The 19421-nt window shown below is 61.9% G+C and carries 17 protein-coding genes; 8 read left to right on the top strand and 9 right to left on the bottom strand.

The window, feature by feature from the left end:
• Nucleotides 1-8 precede the first annotated feature (8 nt).
• The 7 genes from CP557_RS13150 to CP557_RS13180 form a co-directional block, all read right to left on the bottom strand.
• Nucleotides 9-527, bottom strand: coding sequence for a DUF3592 domain-containing protein (locus tag CP557_RS13150; RefSeq protein ID WP_097380322.1), 519 nt, complete (start codon nt 525-527; stop codon nt 9-11).
• A 252-nt stretch (nt 528-779) separates the two neighbouring features.
• Entirely contained in the window at nt 780-2594 is a 1815-nt protein-coding gene (locus CP557_RS13155) for a ribosome biogenesis/translation initiation ATPase RLI (protein WP_097380323.1), read from the bottom strand.
• A gap of 1 nt (nt 2595) precedes the next feature.
• Nucleotides 2596-2913 carry an EMC6-like membrane protein gene (locus CP557_RS13160; protein ID WP_097380324.1) on the bottom strand — a complete coding sequence of 106 codons (318 nt, stop codon included), beginning with the start codon at nt 2911-2913 and terminating at the stop codon, nt 2596-2598.
• Between the two features lie 94 nt (nt 2914-3007).
• Nucleotides 3008-4306: a hypothetical protein gene (locus CP557_RS13165; RefSeq protein ID WP_097380325.1), complete on the bottom strand. Its 1299-nt coding sequence runs from the start codon at nt 4304-4306 to the stop codon at nt 3008-3010.
• Between the two features lies 1 nt (nt 4307).
• Nucleotides 4308-4880, bottom strand: a complete 573-nt coding sequence (locus CP557_RS13170) for a DUF7344 domain-containing protein (RefSeq protein ID WP_097380326.1) — start codon at nt 4878-4880, stop codon at nt 4308-4310.
• 174 nt (nt 4881-5054) lie between these two features.
• On the bottom strand, nt 5055-5582 hold the full coding sequence (locus tag CP557_RS13175) for a hypothetical protein (RefSeq protein ID WP_097380327.1): 528 nt from the start codon (nt 5580-5582) through the stop codon (nt 5055-5057).
• 156 nt (nt 5583-5738) lie between these two features.
• Nucleotides 5739-8801, bottom strand: a complete 3063-nt coding sequence (locus CP557_RS13180) for a DUF7289 family protein (protein ID WP_245853010.1) — start codon at nt 8799-8801, stop codon at nt 5739-5741.
• A 477-nt stretch (nt 8802-9278) separates the two neighbouring features.
• On the opposite strand from CP557_RS13180, the gene CP557_RS13185 reads away from it, so the two are divergent.
• From CP557_RS13185 to CP557_RS13215, 7 genes are all read left to right on the top strand, one after another.
• Complete coding sequence (locus tag CP557_RS13185) at nt 9279-9920, top strand: hypothetical protein (RefSeq protein ID WP_245853012.1); 642 nt, start codon at nt 9279-9281, stop codon at nt 9918-9920.
• A 51-nt stretch (nt 9921-9971) separates the two neighbouring features.
• Nucleotides 9972-11129 carry a CARDB domain-containing protein gene (locus CP557_RS13190; RefSeq protein ID WP_097380329.1) on the top strand — a complete coding sequence of 386 codons (1158 nt, stop codon included), beginning with the start codon at nt 9972-9974 and terminating at the stop codon, nt 11127-11129.
• A gap of 150 nt (nt 11130-11279) precedes the next feature.
• Nucleotides 11280-12458, top strand: a complete 1179-nt coding sequence (locus tag CP557_RS13195; RefSeq protein WP_097380330.1) for a signal peptidase I — start codon at nt 11280-11282, stop codon at nt 12456-12458.
• Nucleotides 12459-12600: 142 nt separating this feature from the next.
• Nucleotides 12601-13785, top strand: a complete 1185-nt coding sequence (locus tag CP557_RS13200) for a DUF5305 domain-containing protein (protein ID WP_097380331.1) — start codon at nt 12601-12603, stop codon at nt 13783-13785.
• A 151-nt stretch (nt 13786-13936) separates the two neighbouring features.
• A complete protein-coding gene (locus CP557_RS13205; protein ID WP_097380332.1) occupies nt 13937-15547 on the top strand; it encodes a long-chain-fatty-acid--CoA ligase in 1611 nt (536 codons plus the stop codon).
• Nucleotides 15548-15789: 242 nt separating this feature from the next.
• On the top strand, nt 15790-16086 hold the full coding sequence (locus tag CP557_RS13210) for a winged helix-turn-helix transcriptional regulator (RefSeq protein WP_097380333.1): 297 nt from the start codon (nt 15790-15792) through the stop codon (nt 16084-16086).
• Between the two features lie 45 nt (nt 16087-16131).
• Nucleotides 16132-16545 carry a hypothetical protein gene (locus CP557_RS13215; protein WP_097380334.1) on the top strand — a complete coding sequence of 138 codons (414 nt, stop codon included), beginning with the start codon at nt 16132-16134 and terminating at the stop codon, nt 16543-16545.
• Between the two features lie 20 nt (nt 16546-16565).
• Here CP557_RS13215 and CP557_RS13220 read toward each other — a convergent pair whose 3' ends face one another.
• Nucleotides 16566-17441 carry an NAD+ synthase gene (locus tag CP557_RS13220; protein WP_097380335.1) on the bottom strand — a complete coding sequence of 292 codons (876 nt, stop codon included), beginning with the start codon at nt 17439-17441 and terminating at the stop codon, nt 16566-16568.
• A gap of 273 nt (nt 17442-17714) precedes the next feature.
• The gene (locus CP557_RS13225; RefSeq protein ID WP_097380336.1) at nt 17715-18317 is read right to left on the bottom strand and encodes a hypothetical protein; all 603 of its coding nucleotides are present in this window, start codon (nt 18315-18317) and stop codon (nt 17715-17717) included.
• Nucleotides 18318-18483: 166 nt separating this feature from the next.
• Between CP557_RS13225 and CP557_RS13230 the strand changes: the two genes are divergently transcribed.
• Nucleotides 18484-19209 (top strand): bacteriorhodopsin, encoded by a 726-nt coding sequence (locus CP557_RS13230; protein ID WP_097380337.1) that lies wholly within the window; start codon nt 18484-18486, stop codon nt 19207-19209.
• Nucleotides 19210-19421: the final 212 nt, after the last annotated feature.

Here is a 19421-nt window from a genome sequence, read left to right on the forward strand (position 1 = left end):
GAGTCCACTCATTCTTCGTCCAACGAGACGATTCCGAGCAGTCCACCGACGCCACCTCCACCGGCAAAGAGACCGAACAGCGCCAGCATTCCCGCGGCACCCAGCAGGCTACGTGACGGATCCTCCAGATAGGAGACGGCCGGATCGTCGGGGTCGTAGTAGACGGTCGCGGTCGTCTCGGGCTGATACCTGTAGACGACTTCCTCTGCATCTTTCATATCGTCGAACTCCTTCCCGCGAAGTTCACCCTCCTCGTTCTCTACCTGCGTCGGATGAAAGACGCGATTGTCGGTGTAACTCGTTCCATCAACGGCGTACTCGTACTCGATACGTGGGTAGTATTCGACCTCGGTTTCCCCCTCCTCCTCCTCGGTGGCCGACTCCATCTGCGACTGCACGATCTCCGCTTGCGTCGTTTCGTGACTCTGGACCTCTTGATACGTCGAGATCGGGCCCACCACTGCGCCACCGATGAGGCCGACCGCGACCAGGATCAGTGCGACACCAAGTACCTGTTGTTTAGCCATACGTTCCTCGAAAGAGGTTTGCCTATTGAACGATTCGATTGACGCGCAAATTCGAATCCATGTAGTCCCGGGTCCCACTCTATCGGCAATCAAGCCCGGTCGGCGGATCGCACGGGCTCCCACTACCGGTAGCTGGTCCCCTCCAGAATCGATGGCTCCGCGCGACGGTCCGACGAGTGACCGCGAGACGTGGTGGGTGCGAAAACGAGACCTGCCCGACGACGCTAGCCGCTATCGACCGCTGTCACCGTTTCAGGGCGCGTAGTAGTACTCGCCCTCGCTTTTCTGCTGGCGATCCAGCTGCGATTCGGGCTTGTTGATCCGCGGCCGAGACGTGCGCTCGTCCCGGCGGAACGTGACCTCGAGGTTCGCGAGGAACTCGTTCATGCCGTCGCGCATCTGTTGTGGCTGGCCGGCACGGCCGTGGACGGCGGGTTCGCCGTCGAAGACCATCAGCCGGTCGGCGAGCAGGTCCATCATGTAGATGTCGTGGTCGATGACCATCACGGTGGCATCCTGCTGTTCGGCGAAGCGCCGGATGGCCTTCGCGGCCTGGACCCGCTGTTCGACGTCGAGGTGGGCGGAGGGCTCGTCGAGCAGGTAGAGATCCGCCGAATCGGAGAGGCAGGCCGCAATCGCGACCCGCTGGCGTTCACCGCCGGAGAGATCGGAGAGGTTCTGTTCCATGATCCGTTCCAACTGGAGGGGCTGGGCGATCTCGGTGTTCCAGTAGGACGACCCGAACTGGTCGGTGATCGAGGAGAGGAAGGCGTCGACCCGCATGTGCTGGTCGATGGTGACGTACTGGGGTTTGTACGAGATGTTCTGATCGAGATCGGCGTCGCCCTCGTCCGGCCCGAGGTTCCCGGTCAGCAACTTGGCGAAGGTCGACTTCCCGATCCCGTTGGGGCCGACGACGCCCAGGACTTCGTTCTCCCGGATCGTGCCGCCCTCGACCTCGAGGCTGAACTCGCCGTCGCCGTAGCTCTTCGTGAGATCTGGGTACTCGACGAGCGTGTCGGCGCGGGTCACGCTTCGGGGCGCGTGCTCCTCGAACTCGATGGGGTTCGGCCGGATCCGCATGTTCTCGTTGTCGAGATAGCCCGAGAGGTACTCGTTGATCCCGTTGCGGACGGACTTGGGTGAGGTGATCACACCGTAGGCACCCGGCTCACCGTAGGCGACGTGGAGCGTGTCCGCGAGCAGGTCCAGAATCGCGAGGTCGTGTTCGACGACGAGCACCGACTTGTCCTCCTCCTCGGCGAGTTCGCGGATCAGCCGCGCTGCGGTCACGCGCTGGCCGATGTCCAGATACGGCGTCACCTCGTCGAGGAAGTAGAAGTCCGTATCCCGGGCCAGCGTCGCCGCGATGGCGACCCGCTGGAGTTCGCCACCAGAGAGGTCGTCGATCGACTGCTCCATGACGGGTCCGATCGAGAGCCGGTCGACCAGTTCGTCGAGGGCACCCCGCTCGTCGGTCCGCTCGAGCAGCTGGCGGGTGTTGCCGTCGAAACTGTTCGGGATCTGATCGACGTACTGGGGCTTGCGTGCGATCGTGATGTCACCGTCGCGCACGTCGGCGATGTAGTCCTGTAGCTCGGTCCCGCGATAGGCCTCGAGTACCTCGTCCCATCCCGGCTCCGCTTCGTGACGGCCGAGGTTGGGCTCGAGTTCGCCGGCGAGGATCCGGACGGCCGTCGTCTTCCCGATCCCGTTGGGGCCGAGAATACCGGTGACTTGCCCCTCCTGTGGCGCGGGAAGGCCGTACAGCGAGAAGGCGTTCTCGCCGTAGCGGTGGACCGGCTCGTCTTGCAGTTCCTGTGGGAGGTTGATGATCTCGATGGCGTCGAACGGGCATTTCTCGACGCAGATGCCACAGGTTTCGCCCAGACAGATCTCCTCGGAGATGTGGATCTGCTCGGGTTGGCCTTCCGCGGCCTCCTCGCCGCGAAGCGTGATACACTCCTTCCCCGTTCGATTCGGCGGACAGTAGTTCTTGCACTCGTAGCTACACCGGTCGGGCTGACACCGGTCTAAGTCTACGACGGCGATGCTATCGTCGGCCATGTTAGCCCGAGACCTCCGAGGTGAGGAGAATCCCCCAGGTCACGAACCACAGTGCGAAGGTCATGAACGCGACGAACAGATAGTGTTTCGTCCCAAACTCGTCCTCGCCGTAAATCCCCGAAGCGTTGATGAGGATGTACTGGACGACGATCGCCCCGAAGACGAACGCGAGCGCCTGCGTGTCCTGGGCCGCCGCCTCGGAGACGCCAACCCAAGTCGCGGAAGCCAGCGCCGCGCCGACGCCCAACAACGCGGACAACGCCGTCACGCTGACCGAGCGAATGTGCTCACGTCGGTCGCTGATCGATTCGGTCGACATGAGAGCAACTGCGGGGCGGGCGCTAAAAAGGCGTTCGGGTTCGGTGGCGAAACGGGGTTCGGATCAGTATTACCGCGTTGACTAACGCTGTCTCTTACTCGATCACGAACGAATCGCTCTCGTGGGCACCCGTCCGCTCCCAGCGGACGGGAACCTCGTACGGACCACCGCTGCTATCGGTGGCGTATCCCCTAACCCGGATTTCGACCCGGTCTCCCTTCGAATCCCCGTTGGCTTGGTACCGAATTTCGTTGGTATCCGAATCGTACCACGCGCTGCCCCCTCCGTTCACGACGGTAATTCCACGAGCGTTTCCGCCCCAGTCGATCTGCGAATAGTCGACGCCGCCGTTTTGCGGTTCCGTGAGATCGATAGCGAGCTGATCACTGCCGCTCGGCTCGAGTCCGAACGTAAACGCGAACGTCTGAGACTCGCCGTCGTCGTACTGTGAGTCCCGCGGGACGTCGCTCACGTCGACGTTCTCGAGCGGTGTGTTACCCGTGTCGACGACGCTGAAGAACGTATTCCCCTGCGCCCCCGATTTCGTCCGAGTGAACGTGACTTCGTGTGGACCGCTTGGCTCGTAGGCTGCGTAATCGCCGACCGAGATCCGAATCTCGTTTCCGGCTTTATCCTGTGACCCCGCGTGATAGACGATCTCGTGGGTGGTATCGTCGTACTCCACCCATCCGCTGCCCTGGGTGAGCGTCACGTCGGGATAGTACGTCGGTGGCGCTTCGTAGTCGACCGCGTCCGGGTGCGCATCGTTCAGGTCGATTCTGACTTCACCGTTTCCGGAGTTGAGTTTGCTCGAGGGAGTGAACGCGAACTCCTGTCGGTCGTCTCCGGGTGAGGTGTACGCGTCCACGTCGCCAACCCGAAGGTTGTCGAATCCGTCGCCAGTCTTGCCGTTGCCGCCACCGCGACAGTTCACGCTGATCGTCTCTGCGGTCGTCCGCTCCATTTCTACCCGGATGCCGTCCGCTGCGACGATATCGACGGTGACGGTTCCGTCTCCTTTCCGATTCGAACTCCCACAGTCGACGGTGACGACGTAGTCGTCCGTCCCGCTATCGGCCTCAACGCGCGCGTTGAGGCTCGTTGCCTCGCCGTTGAACCCGGTCACGTCGGCGCTGATCGCACTGGCACTCGAGAACTCACCCGCATTGTCGTTGAGGTAGTACAGCGAACTCTCGTCGTTGCTGTTGCCGATATCTGCATCTGTCGATCCCGAGTTGTCGACGACACCCAGAAACGCGTTCGGATCGTCCACAGCGGTCACCTGGACTCCGCGATCGGCTGCGAGTGACGAGAATCCGAACGTCGGACCGGCCATCGTGATCACTCCCACGGTGATCAAACCGACCGCGACGATCGTCCAAATTCGAGTCATGTTACGGTGGCCGCTCCATCTTCCCGAGTCGCATCCGCCGATTCTGTACCACGTGAACGACCGCGGAGACGGCGAACAAGCCAAACACCGCTGTCGCCCACCCGAGTTCCGGGACCGTCTCGGTCGGGATTATCTCGAGCCACAGCCCCGCCATCACGACCGAGCCGACTGCGGCAAGTCCCAGATAATAAACGCCCCACGGGACCGAGTCACCGGGCACGATGTCGAGGTAGACGTCCAGCTCTGCCGCCTCATCGGTGAGTTCGATCGTCCGGTCGTCGAACTCGATCACGTCGGCTCGCTCGAGCGTCGGCAGGTGCGTCTGCTGGAGGGACGTATAGACGCGCTTTCGCTCGGCGGACGTAATCTCCGCGACCTCCTTCTCGAGTTCCCAGGCAGCGACGTGTTCGGCGAGATCGCCGAGCGGAACCGGTTCGCCCTCGCGCTTGCAGTAGTGGATAGCGTACCGGCGACGCTGGTTGCTCAGCAGGTCGAAGATTTCGCCTTCACGCGACTGATCGTCCTGACCTGTCGCCCCCGCTGTAGCCGGTTTGCTCTCGCTGGTTGTCGCCATCCCCCTGTTCAGTACGAATATCGGTGTCGTTGATACATAACACTTGTTGCCGACCAGGGCCCCATTTGGACACCGTTCACAACCATCAGCGTCCGATTCTGGAGACAGGCCGATTCGGCTCCGGACCGCTCACTCTCGTTTTTCGAAGCGAGAATCGGGTACCCGACGAGACGGTCACTCACATTGGACGGGAATCTCCCGCTGGAGTTCGACGGTAATCGATCCATCGCTGGTCTCGAGATCCATCGTGAGATCCGTACTGCTGCTTCGCTGATCGAATCGGAAGAAGCCGACCGGCGTTGCGTCACACCGAAGCGTCCCTTCGACGACGTATTCGTCGTTGCTCGTCCGAATATCGTACGCTTCGAGGGACGGATAGTCGGTCGCCCCCGCCGACATCTCGAGTCCTGCATCCGTCACCTCGAGGCCGGACGACGGTGTGTGATCGGTAATCGTGACGAGTTCGACGTCGGTATACTCATACTCGTAATTGCAGAACAGACAGTCGGCTACCAGACTCCCGTCTTCTTTGACCAGACTGATCGGTTCGTTTTCGATTCCGACGAGTGCATGTTCGTCAGGTGCGGTCTCGATGCTGGCCCCGCGGTCGGCACTCGTCATGTCGAATGCGCCGCTCGGTGCGGCGAGCACGAGCCCGCCGATGATAATCAGTCCGAAGCTGAGAGTTGTGAGCGATCGCATAACGTATCGTGGTCTGGAGTCGTTTGGATTCCGTTTCGGTGGGTTCTGTTCGGTTTCGTTGACGGTGGCCCTAGATACATCGAGCCCCGTCGCTACAGAGCCACAGCGGTAGGCCCCGTCTCAGTCGAAGACGGAGGGGTGGTCACAACGCTGCCGTCAGCCGATCACGATGTGATCAGCGTCGACATCGACACCGGTTTCACCCGTCATACCGCCCGTCACGTCGTCGTTGGACGTCCCGGTTCCGACGTCGGGACCTGCCCCTTCGTCAGTGTCTCCCTCGAGGCTCGGATCGACTTCCTCGGGAGCGTCGCCCGCCGTCTGCCCGTCACCGGTATCGACATCGGTCGAGTCGCCGCCGCCGGGCATGATCGTAATACTGGGCGTTCCGGGATCGACACCCGCACGTTCGACCTGAACGTACACGATCAGATCGTTGAAGTCCGGGTCGTTGGTTGCATCGGGGTTTCGTTCGTAGGCTTCGACTGCGTCGTCCCAGAGCGCGTCGATGTCATCGTTGTCACATCCTCGCCCACAGTCGGCCGTGTTTTCGAAGAGGAACACGAACTCGCCAGGTCCGAGGTCGAGTTCGTCCTCGTTTTTCACCAGGCCTCGCTCATCGAGGACCTCGGTGGCACTGATCTGTTGGTCCGCGCCCGCAGGAAGCGCCGGAATCGTATTGTTCTCCGCGCTTCGAACGCGGACGTTCTGCAGGTTCTGGCCCTGTGATGCGTCGATCGGGCCGAATACGGAGGTCGTCGGGACGTTGTTACACCATTCGAGCGCTCGGTCCTCGGGATCCGAGTAGTGTGGTAACTCGTCGGGATCCGTGCTTCGGTCGGCGCACGACCTGTATCTGGTATTTCGGAGGGTGAGTTCCGTCTCGCTTTCGACCGTGAAGTTGTACGTGTAACTGTCACCAGTCTTGTCCTGCCACGTCGGCCCAGTATTGATGTTATCGCCGCCGCTGGGGTTTTCGAATGAGTGTTCCGTCCCGCCGTTCGCGACCACGTCGAGGGTCATCGGTGAGAGTATATGAACGTACTCGTAACCGAACCAGGGGTTTCCACGTCTGGTGTTACCAGAGACCTGTGACCCCACGACATCGACGGTCACGTTCGCGTCCTCGACCTCACCCAGACCGACCCGACCGGGATCGATCCCAGCATCAACGGTGAAGTTCGTCGTTTTAACTCCGTCCTCAGTTTGAATCGTTGCCTTGTACTCTCCATCGAGCAGTTTGGTCCCGTTGAATCCCATTTCGATGGTGTCCGACTCGCCGAACGACCGGCTGACTTCTCCTTCGAAGATCCGTCCGTACGGACTATCGTCCTCGAGTTCGGCCGGCATCTCGTCGAGATACTCGAGATCGAGCGTTACGGTCTGTGAGCCGGACTCGACGCCGGTGTTTTCCAGATCGGCCGTGACGGTGACGTTCTCCTCGACCGTGACGGTCTCGTTCGATAGCTCGAAGTTCGTTCCCGGCTTGCCGACGTAGAACGATCCGGGTTCGCTCAAGCCTTCCTCGCCGGCCGTGACGTCGTACTCGTAGACCGTTCCGGCCTCGAGATCGTACTCGGTGGGATCGACTGTAAACGAGACCGTCTTTCTCCCGCCGCTCTCGACCGTCGTCGGCTCGGACATGGTGATGTCGGCGTCCGGAATCGTCAACGCGACGTCTCGTGACTGCTCGTCGGCGTACGTGTTCTTGACGACGGCTTCGACGGTGAACGGCTCCTCGTCGGTGACGATCTGATCGTCCCCGACACCGTTGTCCTCGACGACCGTGAACGCGGCCTCTTCGTCCCCGGTTGCCTCGCCGACGATAGTCCCGGTTGCAGTGTCGTCACCGGTCCCGACTTCGAACTCGTTTGGCTCGTAGGGAAGTGCAGTTTTGTTGACCGTCCAGTTGACCGTCCCGGTCGCCCCGTAGTCGAGGGTCAACTCCTCGCTAGCAGAGACATCGTATTCATCGAAGTCGATGGTTACGGTCCGGTCGCCTTCGTCGACGCCGACGTTCGTGATCTCGGCGCTGATAGTCGCGTTGTCGCCATCGGCCGACGTGGTTTCGATGGCGTCGACAGTGAAGTTCGACCCCGATTCTCCGAGGTAGAACTCCCCGGGATCATCGAGCGTGTCGTCGATATTACCGGACTCATCGAGCGTTTGGATCGTGTAGTGGTACGTCTCGCCGGGCGAGAGGTGATCCTCGTAGTCGGTCGAATCGATTTTGACCGACCGATCTTTCTCTTTGTTGCCGGGAACAGCCCCACTGCCGCCACTGGCACTGTTGTCCGAGACGACCGTCCCACCATCCACCGCGACGCGCATCGTCGGTGCGGAGACGGTTTCGCTTCCGGTGTTGTTCAGCGTCGCCTGGAACTGGAGATCGTCCCCGAATTCGACCGGTTGAGTGTTTCCGCTCGTGTGTTTGAGCCCGTTGTCGGACTCGACCAGCAGCGATGCGCTGTCGACCGGCGTCCTGACGTTCTCGATTTGGACGACGACGTCTTCGGTGGCTGGCTTGTGGGTTACGGACACCTCGCTGTACTCGTCCTCACCGACTGCGTCCTCGAGATACGCCGCCCATCCCTCGTGGTACGTACTGTTTTCGATGCTGAACTCGATCGAGGTAGCGTCGCTGCAGGCTCTGGCACGAGTGTCGATCGTCTCGGTTAGCTCCGTCGACCGGCTGTAGTTCGCTTTCGCGACCGTGTCGCTCGCTCCGAAATCGCCCTCCTCGAGTTCCATGATCTGGAGCTGTAACGAATCGCCGTCGTAGCTGATTTCGGGCTCCGAGACGGTACTGACACCACGATCGGTTTTCTCCCAGATGCCACCACCCTGATGGGCGATCGTCCGGTCGTCGAGTTCGAACTCGAGTGCGCGGAGTTCGCCCTCGACGGGGGCACAAGTACGACTCCCGCTCGAGGCATTATACCACGTGACAGTAATATTCCCGTCGTCCGTAATCGTCGGTTCGTTCCCTCGCATCTCGTCGATCGGCAGCGGCTGATCCGTTCCCGTCGTTGCGACGGTCGTTATTCTGTGATCGGTCTCCCTGACGAACTGCTGAGTCTGCTCACTGTTGGCTTCCGATTGGATCGCATCGAACATCGCCGAACCGGCGACGAAGACGAGCATCGCACCCATAATCACGAGCGCAAACAGCAGTACGATTCCGATGAGCGGACTCGAGCCACGGTTCCCTGAGCCCACCCGCTGGGAACCATCCCGGTTTCTTTCTCCCACCATTTTTGAGTCTCTTACCCAGTTACGGGCCTTCTACTATAAAAATACGCATCGTCGTTGGCATATCGTAAGCCGGAGAGGGAGTTACAAGTACTTCCTGATCGATATCGTACGGTATCAATCAGGCGTCGAACGTCCGAAGTGAACGGTTCTGGGTCGTGTTCCCGGTAGATTCGAGCGAAGCGAACGCTTCCGAGTGTGAGCGTGGGGCCTCGAGATCGATGACTAGCCACGCCACATTCGGGACTGATTGTGCTGTTTCAGGCGGCACTTGCGACCCTCGAGGGGCAGGTAGCCGCGTTCAGGACGGCCTTGAACGATCGTATGGCCGGTCTTTCGCCCGTTCTGGTCACTCAATACAAAGGGGGTGGCGTTTGTGGGTGTGAGTAGGAACTGCGTTCTGGCACCCACGGTGGTGCTGGGCGCGGTACGGAGACTATAACCATGAGAATGAATCGACGCAACGTGTTAGTTGGACTGGGAGCGATTGTCGCAAGTGGCGGAGCTGCACTCGGAACGGGTGCATTTAGTAGCGTAGAAGCCGACCGGACTGTCTCGGTGGCCGTCGCTGGCGACCGCTCGGGTGCACTCGGACTCGACGACGAAGACGTAGACGGCAACGCATACACCGACGCTTCATCGATCACGAGTGGGACACTCGAGCTGACGTTTGATAGCCTGGGTGACAGTTCGGGGCTGAATCTCAATGCTACGACGGAATTTAGCCCGCTCTTCCGAGCGATAAACAACGGTTCCAACAGCGTCAGTCTCAGTATCTATTCGAGCGACGCGACGATTTCGTCCTCACCGTCAATCCTCACTGACTACAATCACGTCATCCAGAATACTATCTCCGACGGGAACTCCAATCAGGTCACGGTCGAGTATGCGTTCCTCGACGAAAGCGGTAGTTCGATCGTCGGGAACGAATCGAGCGGGGCATCCGTTTCTCTCGACGCCACGTCCGGATCGAATCCCATCGAAGAGGTGTCGTTGGTCATCGGTATCGGCGATTCCGCCAGCTTTGACCCCTCTACTACGATCACAGGATATCTCTCTAACGTGACCATTCTGGCCTCCGCATAATCCGACGGGCCCCACACCACTGATCATTACTTGCATCGTCTGTTTCGTCATATGAAACCGTACCATTATGTGGCGGCATCCGTGTTGTTGGTCACGCTCGTAGTACCGACGGCTGCCATGACGATAGGTACGGACCGAGCCGCCGATAGCGTCGCTCTCGAGGCCAAGTCCGAGGCGTATGTGGCGGTAACCGACGGCGAAATCCGCCTTGACTTCGAGGCCCTCAACGACCGCGCGGTCACCCGCGCGGACGACGTATTCACGATCACGATCACCGACGACGATGTCGAGCGGATCTGGATCGACCACGACGTGCCCGGGCTCACATTCTACCGGAGCGACCAGCCGACGGCAACGGTCAGCGAATCGAGTCCCCTCGAGCCCGCGGCCGGTGACACCGCGAGTATCGGTGTCGCGGTCGATACCCACGTCGCACAACCGGGGACCGAGACGTTCACAGTCACGGTGGAGTACGCGGACAACGAAACTGAGTCGGGGCAGTCCGCAGGTGGCTCAGGCGGATCGGGTTCCTCGACAGCAGCGTCCATCGAACCCTCGAGTTTCGACGTCTCACCGACGACAGTTTCGGCCGGAGAGACCGTAACCGCGACGGCGACGTATTGGAACGTCGGCGACGCCGCCGAATCGATGACGACGAGTCTGACCGTTGACGGGACGGTCGTCGACCAGCGGACGATCACGCTCGCGCCCGGCGAGTCCAGAACCGTCTCGTTCGAGCGAACGATGGAGTGGACCGGGGCGTACGATGTCGGCATCCAGGGTGCTGGAAGCGCGTCGGTAACTGTCGAGGGGCCGCCGGTCGAGGTCGTCAACGCGACCGTCGTCGACCCCACCATTACGGTCGGGGAATCGACGACGATCGAGGCGACTGTCAGAAATCCCACGAACGAGCGAGTGACGCGGACGCTCGAGTTGGCAATCGACGGAATCGTCGTCGATACCCGGGCCGTTTCGGTCCCGGCGAACGAGGACCGAACCGTGTCCTTCGAGCGACAGTTCGACGAATCTGGGACGTACGAGACTGCCGTCAGTGGCGAGACCGCGGGTCCGGTAACCGTCGAACGGGCTGCGTTCTCGATTCGGGATCGCGAACTCTCGCCGGAGACCGCGGCGGCGCTTGCACCCCCCGCGACGGCAGGGTTGTTGTTCCTGGCGATCGCCGCCAACCGCCGGTGGGCGTTCCTGTAGTCGTTGACCCGATGGTGTCACCGCGCCCCGATCAAACCGTCATCGTATGAGACCACTCGACTCCCGACTCTCGCGACATTTATACTACTGGACTGATAACGTATCCTACTCGAATCGTTCCCGAACCATGACACTCTCTGGTAGTGACTGATGACTGCCGGCACGCTCGTACAGCGGGGCCTCGGACTCGTGCTCGTCCTGGCCGTCCTCCTGTTAGTGGTCGGTCAGTTGCTCGGGCAGCCCATCCTGCTGGGGTACGTCGCGACCGGCAGTATGGAGCCGACGATGGACGCCGGCGACGGTTTCGTCGCGATTCCAAGTCTCGTTGCCGGCGACGTCCAGGAGGGAGACGTCGTCGTCTATCAGGCACGAGAGCTTCACGACGGCGGGCTGACGACCCACCGCGTCGTCGGCGAGACCGATGAGGGGTACGTGACGAAAGGCGACGCCAACCCGTTTACCGATCAGGACGGCGACGAGCCCCACGTCACCGAGGGCCAGATCGTCGCCGAAGTCTTGCAGGTGAACGGAGACGTGGTAACGATCCCGTATCTGGGGACCGTCGTCATGGGTGTCCGGGGAGTCGCGGCATCGGTCGCCGGCACGGTCGCGTCGGTGTTCGGACTGGCGACGATGTCGACGAACGGACTTGGTGCCCTCATGGTCGCAGCCGGGGTCGCCTTGCTCGGCTTTGGGACCGTCTTCGATCGGCTCGGCCCGGGCCGGCGCGAGACGCGGCGCTCGCGTTCGCGCGAGAACGTGATCGCGTTCTGGACCGCGCTGGGACTCGTCTTGCTCGTGTTCGTCACGTTCGCAACCGCAGCGATGGTCGTCCCGTCGGGGACGACCGAGTACGAACTCGTGAGCAGCGAGTCGCCCGACGAGAACCCACAGATCGTCGCACCCGGCGAAACCGCGGAGCTTACCCGTACCGTCGACAACGCCGGCTATCTTCCCGTCGTCGTCGTCCACGAGCCCCAAAGCGGTCGGATCAGCGCCGATCCCTCACACCAGACGATCGGTATTCGGGGGAGTGGAGAAACAACGGTGTCGCTGTCCGCCCCTGACCGGACCGGCCAGTACACGCGTCACCTCGGTGAGTACCGCTATCTGGCAGTGTTGCCACCCGCCGTCCTGATCTGGCTTCACGGAGTCCACCCGCTTGCTGCCATTGCGGCGGTAAACGGCGTTATCGTCGCCGTTTCGGTCGTGATCGTCCTGCTGGTGTTTGGCAGCAGCGACATTCGGTTTCGGTCCGCGGGCGATCACGTCCCGCTGTCGACCAGACTCGAGCGGAAGCTTCGAAAGTGGCTCCGAAACCGGGAATAGCCGGCCTGGGGCCACTACCCTTATCACGGTCGATTTCTTTCACTGAGACATGGACTGTCCCAATAACCGACGAGTTCGGAAGCGGACTGGTCGGCCAGCGAGCGTGTTCGGTCGGGAGGTTGCTCGTGGGGGATGAACAGGGATGATCGATAACCCCCGCCTCGAGTTGCTACTCGCCAAACAGGGACGGGCGATCGCGATCGCGTTGGTCGTCGTCGGCGTCCTGGCGATCGGAGCGACCGGTTGGGCCGTCGCGAACCCGGAAACCACGACGACTCCCCAGTTCGACGAGGAACGCGTCTCGACCGAGGGGCAAACCAGCGCGATCGTCGTCCAGGATGGACCGCTCTGGTCCGACGGTGACGAACTCACCGATAGCTCGGTCTACTTCTTGAACACGACGCCGGAACTGACCGTCGAGCCCAAGACGACGCTGCGAAACGAAACCGATGGGGCCGCGATCGAGGATGCGAACGTCACCCACGAACTCACCCTGCGTTTCGATGCGGTTCGTGATGGGGCGGCGTTCTGGAACGAGAGCCACCAACTGCTCCGTGAGTCGCCGTCGGTCGAAACCGGGGTCGCAACGTCGGAGACGACGCTCGATATCGAATCCTACCGCCAGCGACAGCGCCAACTCGAGCGGGAGGTCAGCGGCGTCGGGACGGTCGAACTGATGTTGGAACTCCGTGTCGAGTACGACACGGGCCGCCATCAGGGAACGCTGACGACCACGACGCCGGTAACGATTACCGAGGACGCCTATTGGCTGGAAGAATCCCTCTCGGACTCCGCGTCCCACAGCCATCGGAGCGGCACGATTCGGACGACCGAGTCCCGAAGTCCGGCGCTGATCGGCGGGCTGTCAGTGCTCGGGACGCTCTCGTTGGTCGCTGGGGCGGTCGTCGCTCGCCGGTCGCCAACCGATATCGAAGCCGCGCGACGTGCAGTGCACGAACAGCGCTACGCCGAGTGGATCTCGCGGGGATCGATCCCGATGTGGATCGGCGACTATCACGTCTCGCTGGATACGCTCGAGGACGTCGTCGACGTCGCCATCGATACCAACGAGCGCGTCGTCCACGACCACCAGCGGGGGCTGTTCGCGGTCGTCAGCGACGGGGTCGTCTACTACTACAGCGACCGCGGCCTCTGGGAGGAGACCGCGTGGCCGGAGATGGATCTCCAGGACCAGTCGGCCGTCGTCGACGCCGACGGAGAACTCCCGACCGGTGATGTCTCCGAACTCGACGGAATCGACGAATTCGCGGACGCCGACGATCCCGACGGCTTCGAAGACGACGAGGAAGTCTGGGAACAACTGTAGCGGACGGGGTCCCGACGATGTCGCCACTGCTTCCGACGGCTCACGTGTCTGCGAAATCAGACAGCATTACTCATAATATTTCAAACGTGCGTCTTGCCTGATTGATCATAAACGAAATCCCTATACGATCGATCTGCAAAAATTGCTGCGTATGGAGACGCCACTCATTGTCACGGATTTCCTCGAGCAGGCACGGGACCACTACGGGGACGAGGAAGCGATCGTGGGTGCCGACGGCGATCGGTTCACCTACGCGGAGTTCGGCGAACGGGTCGACCGCTTCGCAGCGGCGCTACAGGAGCGTGGAATCGAGAAAGGGGATCGCGTCGCCGTTCTCGATCCGAACACCCACTACCACCTCGAAGCGGCGTTTGGCGCGATGCAACTCGGGGCGGTCCACACGCCGTTGAACTACCGACTCGAGCCGGACGACTACGAGTACATCCTGTCGGACGCGGGCGTCGACGTGGTTTTCGCCGACTACGAGTACGCAGCGAAGATCGAAGCGATCCGCGACGACGTGCCGACGGAGACGTTCGTAACGAACGATGCCGACGCTGTCGAGGGCAAGTGGGAGGAGTTCGATGCACTCGTTTCGGCTGCCGACACCGAGTTCGACCGCCCCGAGATGAGCGAGGACGAGATCATCACGATCAACTACACTTCGGGGACGACGGGCGATCCGAAAGGGGTCTGTCGCACGCATCGGTCCGAGACGATCCACGCGTACCTGATGTCGATCTACCACGAGATCACCGACGACGACACCTACCTGTGGACGCTGCCGATGTTCCACGTCAACGGCTGGGGGCACATCTACGCGGTGACCGGGATGGGTGCGACCCACGTCTGTACGCGCGGGGTCAACGCCGACGAGGTCGTCTCGTCGATCCGCGAGGAGGACGTGTCGTTCCTCTGTGCGGCACCGGCAGTGCTCAATCAACTGATCGACTACTACGAGAGCGAGGGCGAACCCGCGATGATGGGCGAGAAGCAAGTTCGCGTGACGACCGCCGGCAGCGCGCCGCCGGAGGCGACCATTCGGGCCGTCGAGGATCGGTTCGGCTGGTATCTGAAACACCTCTACGGGGCGACGGAAACGGGCCCGCTGATCACGATCTCCGACGCGAAGCGGCTCATGACCGACGACAACCGCTTCGAGATCAAGAAGCGCCAGGGGATGGGCGTCCTCGGCACCGACGTCCGCGTCGTCGACGAGGACGGCGCGGACGTTCCGCGCGACGATGCGACGCTGGGCGAGGTCGTCGTCCGTGGCAACCAGATCATGGATCGCTACTGGAACAAGCCCGAAGCGACCGAAGAGGCGTTCAACGATCGCGTCGAAGGCTATTACCACACCGGCGATCTCGCGACCGTCGACGAGAACGGCATGATCGCGATCCGGGACCGCAAGAAAGACATCATCATTTCGGGCGGGGAGAACATCTCGAGCATCGAACTCGAGGACACCTTATTCGACCACGAAGCGGTGGCGGATGCGGCAGTGATTCCGGCCCCGAGCGAGCAGTGGGGCGAGACGCCGAAGGCCTTCGTCGTGCCGTCGAACGGCGATCCGACCGATCCGCCGGTGTCGGCCGACGAACTGACCGAGTTCACTCGCGAACAGCTGGCGAGTTACAAGGTCGTTCGCCGGATCGAATACGTCGCAGAGCTCCCCAAGACCGCGACCGGGAAGACCCAGAAGTACGAACTCCGCCAGGAGGAGTGGGCCGACGAAGACCGGATGATCGGCGAGGGATAGTTCCTGCCGAACCGTACGGGAGCCGGTTTTTCAGCCACGGATCGAACTCACGGAGACGAATATACACGTCCGACCGACTCCCGGTACGTTCGACCGGTTGCTCCGGATCGACCACGGCACTCAGACTCGGTCGTTCGACGGCCCAACGGACACTTTACCAGAGTAACAGTGTCGTAATCTACCACACTCACGATCCCGGTAAGGCTCAACTTTTATACTTCTGGGGCGTTTCGAATCGTAATATGGCAGAGACCGACGGGGAGGAAATCGAAGACTTGCCACCGAGTGCGAAACTCGTCTTCAAGGTCCTCGAGTACGACGGGCCGCTGACGCAAAAACAGATCGTCGAGGAATCGATGCTCTCGGCCCGGACGGTACGATACGCGCTCGAGCGCCTCGAAGAGATCGGGATCGTCGACGAGGACATCTACTTTGCGGACGCTCGACAGAGCCTCTACCGGCTCGAGGACCCGGTCGCAGCCGACGGGAACGGCGGCGTCGACGAGTCCCCGAAAAAGGACGCCTGCTGCGCGGAATAACGGGGCAAGCGGCAGTATTATTTTCCAGCGGTGACCGTCCTCGATATGGACAAAGAGCGGTTACCGCGATGGGGATGGCTGCTGGCCGGCCTGTTCGTCGCGGCACTGGTCGCAAATCTGCTCAACCTATTCGTGCTCGTGCCGACGGTGTTCCCCGAGGAATACCGGGCGGTCACGGTCATCACGACGATGTCGCCGGTGTTGATCTACGTCGGCGTCTGGTACGACGAGCACCGACAACACTACTGGGAGCAGTCGGGGGCGCATATCGCCGGCGACGTCCTGTTCGTCGTGACGGGGGCTGCCCTGGGATCGGCGATCGTGCTCGTGGCGATCGTCGATTTCGGGATCCCCGCCTTCCTCCGTGAAGTCCTCGCGATGGGTGCCGGGTTCCTCATGTCGTGGGGGCTGTTCTGGTGGCGCAACCCCGACGTCTACGCCGACGAATCCGCGCGGTGAACCGCTACGTGTCCCGCCCGTTAGCGATCGATCCCCGGCGTCGGCGGCGTGGTCCGTTTGTGTTCGCTGTCGGCGTGCAACGACGCGATCTCGCGAGCCGTCTCGCGGTCGATCCGCAGGTCCGCGATCGCCTCCTCGAGGGAGTACTCCGCGTCGACGAGCCGGTACAGTAGCGGATCGATGACCTCGTAGCGCGCGCCGAGTTCGCCGGCGTCGGTCTGCGTGGCCCAGAACCCAGCCGTCGGCTCCTTGGAGATGATCCGCCGCGGGAGCCCGACGTGTTTCGCGAGTGCGCGGACCTCCGTCTTGTAGCAGTCGCCGATCGGATAGGCGTCGGCCCCGCCGTCTCCATACTTCGTGAAGTAGCCCAGCAACCGCTCGGAACGGTTCGCAGTGCCGAGGACGAGCCGTGACTGGCTGTTCGCCGCGTAGTAGGCGGTAACCATCCGCAGCCGCGCGACGGCGTTGCCGACCTCGTGGGTGCGTTCGTCGGGCCGCTCGCGCTCGTCCGATTCCGGGTCGAGTTCGTCCGCGACCGTTCCCTCGAAGGCCTCGAGGAGCGGCCGCAGCTGAATCGCTTCGTAATCGATCCCCAGTCCCTCGGCGAGCGTCCGGGCGTCACTGACGTGGGCCCCGTCCGTTTTGTGACAGGGCAGCCCCAGTCCGAGCACGTTCTCGTTGCCCACGGCTTCGACGGCGAGCGCCGCCGTCAGCGTCGAGTCGAGTCCGCCGCTCATCGCCACGACGACGCCGTCCGCGCCGGCGTCGGCGACGCTGGTCCGGATCGCGTCCACGATCCGCTCGCGGACGACCTCGAGCGAGCGGCGATCCGTGACGAACGCCCCGTTCGTACGCTCCACATCCGAGAAGACGAATGTCGTGCTATCTACGCTCATGCGTTGGAATCACTCTGTTGACCACACAATATCTGAACGCTCGTTTTGTATATGAAGCTAATCCTTAAACACCTAATTGTTCACCACCGTGTCGAGGGCACACACGATCCAGTATCTTCGGAGTTTGCTGATCATGTGCCCACTTTCACGCCACAAAAACTTCCCTGCCGTACGTTTGCAGTCTTCCCGTCGGCCGGATCGATCGTCACCGGGGCCTTCCGCTCGCTCGAGTCCCGCTGCGAGAATACGTGAGATGGGTCCCCGGATCGTCGTTTACCTCGAGGAGAGGTATCGACCGACGGCGTAGACGACGCAGGAACTGATCGCCGCCGCGGCACCGACGGCGATCACGGGTACCGAGACGCCGGTCTGTCCGTAGGGATTTCGCGGCGCGGATTCGACGACGGCGGTGACGGTCTCGACGCCGGCGTGGCCGAGCAGGAAGAACCCGACCGTGATCAGGATCGCGAAGCCGCCGGTCGCCAGTCCGAACATCGACGCGACGTCCTCGACGTTCAGTAACGCGTGTACCTGCGACTCCGAGAGGGAGGGTTCGTACCGCCGACGTGCGATCGCTACCGCGACGAGACAGGTTGCAGTCCCCAGTTCAATGCTGCCGGCGTAGACCCCGACCCAGAGGACCAGCGGCGACGACCACAGCGGATCGCCGCCCGGGAACGCCGCTTGCACCGACGATGGATAGGTGGCGACGATCGGAGCGACGAGCGCGAGCGCGAACAGCAGGCCGCTCTGGTAGACGAGCTTTTGCGGAATTCGGCGCTTGATCAGCGCGTATCGCTCTACTCTGAGTCGTTCGTACGTCGATTCGCCGAGGAGTGCGTCCGCGATCGGATCGTTCGGATCAGTCGAAGTCATCGGTTGTGGTAGGCGCTTTGCGATCGGGATATCCGACCGGACACAGAACGTCGCAAAATACGCTGTGGTTTCACTCTCCACGTCAAATTACTGGACGTACACGAAATGATAGAGGTTATTTCCGTTAGGCTCAAGCAGTATGTATTGCCCCACCCTAGCAACCACCATGGCCGCAACAGTTGGCCCAGAATCCATATGGCTGTGGATCGGCACGATCGGCATGACCCTCGGAACCCTGTACTTCGTCGGGCGCGGACGTGGCGTTCGCGACCAGAAGATGCAGGAGTTCTACATCATCACGATCTTCATCACGACCATCGCCGCTGCGATGTACTTCGCGATGGCGACCGGCTTCGGCATCACCGAAGTCATGGTCGGCGACGAGGCGCTCACGATTTACTGGGCGCGCTACGCCGACTGGCTGTTCACGACGCCGCTGCTGCTGCTCGACCTCTCGCTGCTAGCCGGAGCGAACCGAAACACGATCGCGACGCTGATCGGACTCGACATCTTCATGATCGGGACCGGCGCGATCGCGGCGTTTGCGTCCTCCCCGGGCACCCGGATCGCCTGGTGGGCGATCAGCACCGGCGCTCTGCTCACCCTGCTGTACGTCCTCGTCGGGACGCTCTCCGAGAACGCGCGCAGTCAATCCCCTGAAGTCGCGTCGCTGTTCGGGCGACTCCGCAACCTGGTCATCGTGCTGTGGTTCCTCTACCCGGTGGTCTGGATCCTCGGTACAGAGGGGACGTTCGGCATCCTCCCGCTGTACTGGGAAACCGCCGCGTTCATGGCGCTCGATCTCTCGGCGAAGATCGGATTCGGAGTGGTCCTGCTCCAGAGTCGTTCCGTCCTGGAGCGGGTCACGACGCCGACGGCCGTACCGGCCTGAGGACGCAGCGTCGACTCCCGACGGTCGGCTTCGCGGCGCTCGTCTCGCAGCCGACCCGCGATCGATTTCGTTCGCCGGATCGAAGCGAGTACCCGACGGACGGCGTCCGCGATCGACGCAATAACGCAGCCCCGGACGCTATTCCGGTCACTGCTCGTGAGTCTCTGGATCGGGACGGGCACTCGTTTATGTGTCGCGCTCGTGAAGCGATC

This window comes from Natrinema ejinorense, assembly GCF_002494345.1.
In the GTDB taxonomy this organism is placed as follows: domain Archaea; phylum Halobacteriota; class Halobacteria; order Halobacteriales; family Natrialbaceae; genus Natrinema; species Natrinema longum.